We start from the raw sequence: 3204 nt of genomic DNA, 5'->3' as shown, positions 1-3204 counted from the left end.
CCATTATGCCGAGCGCGCGATTATGCAGAGGCCGCTCGTTCATGGGCCATAAACCAGTGCTGTCTCACGCTGCCGGTTGAGCCCTTTTCTGCATAATCACGGCAAGCGCATGCTTGTTCCCTCTATGAGGGAAGGCGGCATGATGGTGAAGTATTTTCCGGGACCGGTTACCGGCCCTTTAGCGCCCTATGTGGCGGGATTTCGTGAGGTGTTGGCGGCTCATGGGTATGCGAGGTCAACCTCTCAACAGACGTTGTCACTTGTCGGCAGGCTGAGTCGTTGGTTGGATATCCATCGACTGGGCACGAACGCGCTGACTGACGAGGTGCTGCAGTCGTTCTTGGATGATCTTGCGGCAGAAAACCGGTGGCAGCATCCGACGCGGGCATCATTCGTTCTGTTTCTCGGCTACCTGCGCGACCGTGGCGTTGCACCGATCCCCGAACCACAGCCCGATTCCGGTTCGCCGGGGCGGATCATCCAGGACCGGTTTGAGCAATATCTGGTGCAGGAGCGGGGCCTGAGCGCGAGCACGATCCGCCATTACGTAGGTGCCGCGGATGCGTTCATGGACTGGCTGACGGACAGGTCGGCGACCCTGCAGACCATGAGCGGGGCTGATGTCATCACCTTCATCACCGACCTGTATGCGGTGCAGTCGGCGGGAAGCGTGAAGTACATGATTACCGGTCTGCGGGCCTTTCTGGCGTGGGTCTTCCTCGACGGACTCAGCAGCCGGGCATTCGCTGGTGCCGTGCCATCGGCCGCGGGTCATGACGCCAACCTGCCCCAAGGACTGGCTCCGAGAGAGTTGAATGCTCTTCTGGCGTCATGCGACCGGGGCACGGTGACCGGGCGGCGTGACTTCGCGATTCTGATAGTCATGAGCCGTCTGGGATTGCGGTCCCAGGAGGTGGCGTCCTTGAGGCTCAACGATGTGAACTGGAGGACAGGTGACATCGTCCTAAAGGGCAAGGGCCACAGCCAGGAGAAACTGCCACTGCCGAGCGATGTCGGAGCGGCTCTGGCCGACTACCTGCGCAATGGCCGTTCAACCGCAGCCGGCGATTCCGTGTTCCTAAAGGTTCACGCACCTCTGGGCGGGCTCGCCTCCGCTGGCGTGTCAGAGGTTGTCCTGGCCGCGGGCAAGCGGGCAGGACTTGAGGGAATTCACGCCCACCGGCTCCGGCATACCGCGGCGACACAGCTCCTTCGTGCTGGCGGTTCCTTGGCCGAAGTCGGCCAGGTCCTGCGCCACCGAAGCCCTGTCAACACCGCCCTGTATGCAAAGGTCGATCACGCCGCGCTGCGTGCTCTGGCACTGCCCTGGCCGAGGACCGGACGATGACAGCGTCAGAGGTTGATGTGGCCCTCATGGTCGACAGGTACCTTCAGATGCGCCGGGCCATGGGCTACAGGCTCCGGCAGCACGGACAGCTGTTGCAGGATTTCGCCAGATACCTTCAACGGACAGGCGCCACCCACCTCACCAGCGCCAATGCCCTCGCATGGGCAACACTTCCAACGAACTGCGATCCGATGTGGTCGTATGCACGCTTGGGCGTCATCCGGCCCTTCGCCCGTTACTTGCAGGCCTTTGATCCTGGCACGGAAGTACCGGAACCGTCCCTGCTGACGGACAGAAATCACCGTGCCAAGCCTTACATCTTTTCTGACGAGGAAGTCCATCAACTACTCGACGCAACCGATGAACTCACGCCTGACTTCCGCGCACTGACCTATCGCACCTACATTTCTTTGGTTGCTATAACTGGCATGCGACGCAGCGAGGCCACCGGGCTGGACCGCAAGGACATCGACTGGAACCAGGGGGTCCTGACGATCCGGGAGACGAAATTCCACAAGTGGAGGCAATTGCCGCTGCACCACACAACCATCACCGCGCTGCGTGCCTACGCTCATAAACGGGAAAGGAGATTCCCGCAGCCCGGAAGTACCGCGTTCTTTCTTTCAACCAGGGGAACCCGCCTCCTTGCCGACAACGCCAGCCAGGTCTTTACCCTGCTCGTCCGACATGCCGGGATGGCCGTCCTTGACCGACACCACCAACCGCATCTTCACGATTTACGGCATACCTTCGCGGTCAAGACCCTTCAGGGATGGTATCGGTCCGGTATTGACGTCGGACCCATGCTGCCGTTGCTCTCAACCTATTTAGGCCACCACGACCCGGCAGCAACATATTGGTATCTCACCACAACGCCGGAACTGATGAGTTTGGTTTCTGAGCGGCTGGGCTCTTACCTGTTGGAGGAGCAATGACCGCGTTGGCACCGATCCTGGAGTCCTTTTTCACCCGCCGGCTCGTCGGTGAGCGCCGGGCAAGCCCGAACACCATCGCTTCCTACCGGGACGCGTTCCGCCTGCTACTCCAATACGCCCGGCAGGAGACCGGCAAAGCCCCGCAGAACCTGGACCTTAGGGACCTCGACGCTAACCTCATTGCCGGCTACCTCTCATGGCTGGAAACCAGTCGAGGCTCCACGGTCCAGACCAGAAACACCAGGCTAGCCGCAGTCCACGCCCTGTTCCGTTACGCCTCTTATAACCACCCAGACCATGCAGAAATCATCCAACGGGTGTTGGCCATCCCCGCAAAACGCTCGGACAAGGCCCTCGTGACCTACCTCAGTGAGGAAGAAACCAACGCCCTCTTGAACACCCCCGACGCGGCAACCTGGAGGGGCCGACGTGACAGGACACTGCTGCTTACCGCAGTCGTCACCGGCCTGCGGGTCAGTGAACTGACCAGCCTCACGGGAGCTGACCTGCACCTGGAACCCACCGCGTATCTGACCTGCCAAGGCAAGGGCAGGAAGGAACGCATCACACCGCTGACCAAGAACGCCCGGAGGCAATTGAAGGTCTGGATGACTGAGCAGCGACCCCTGCCGACGGACCCGCTATTTCCAGGTCCCTCCGGACAAAAACTGACCCGGGATGGAATAGCAAAGATCGTCGATCGCCATGTCCGAACAGCCGCAGCACACTACCCGCCCCTGGCACTGAAGACGATCACTCCGCACACACTCAGGCACACCTGCGCCATGCGTCTGCTGCAGGCCGGAGTCGACATCGCCACCATTGCCCTCTGGCTCGGACACGAAAACATCCGCACGACACAGATCTACCTCCACGCCGACCTGACCCTCAAACAACGCGCCCTCGACCGGACAGCATCAC

The 3204-nt window shown here is 61.0% G+C and carries 3 protein-coding genes; all 3 read left to right on the top strand.

Annotation, left to right across the window (positions count from 1 at the left end; translation table 11 throughout):
• Positions 1-139: 139 nt before the first annotated feature.
• Positions 140-1348, top strand: coding sequence for a tyrosine-type recombinase/integrase (locus AC6CH3_RS23225; RefSeq protein WP_498134679.1), 1209 nt, complete (start codon positions 140-142; stop codon positions 1346-1348).
• A complete protein-coding gene (locus AC6CH3_RS23220; protein WP_498134678.1) occupies positions 1345-2283 on the top strand; it encodes a tyrosine-type recombinase/integrase in 939 nt (312 codons plus the stop codon). Before AC6CH3_RS23225 ends, AC6CH3_RS23220 begins: the two co-directional genes overlap by 4 nt.
• A partial coding sequence (locus AC6CH3_RS23215; RefSeq protein ID WP_498134677.1) for a tyrosine-type recombinase/integrase occupies positions 2280-3204 on the top strand: 925 nt, incomplete at its 3' end. The genes AC6CH3_RS23220 and AC6CH3_RS23215, both read left to right, overlap by 4 nt.

This window comes from Arthrobacter sp. GQ119 (assembly GCF_059759125.1).
This window is presented reverse-complemented; position numbering and strand designations above follow the sequence as displayed.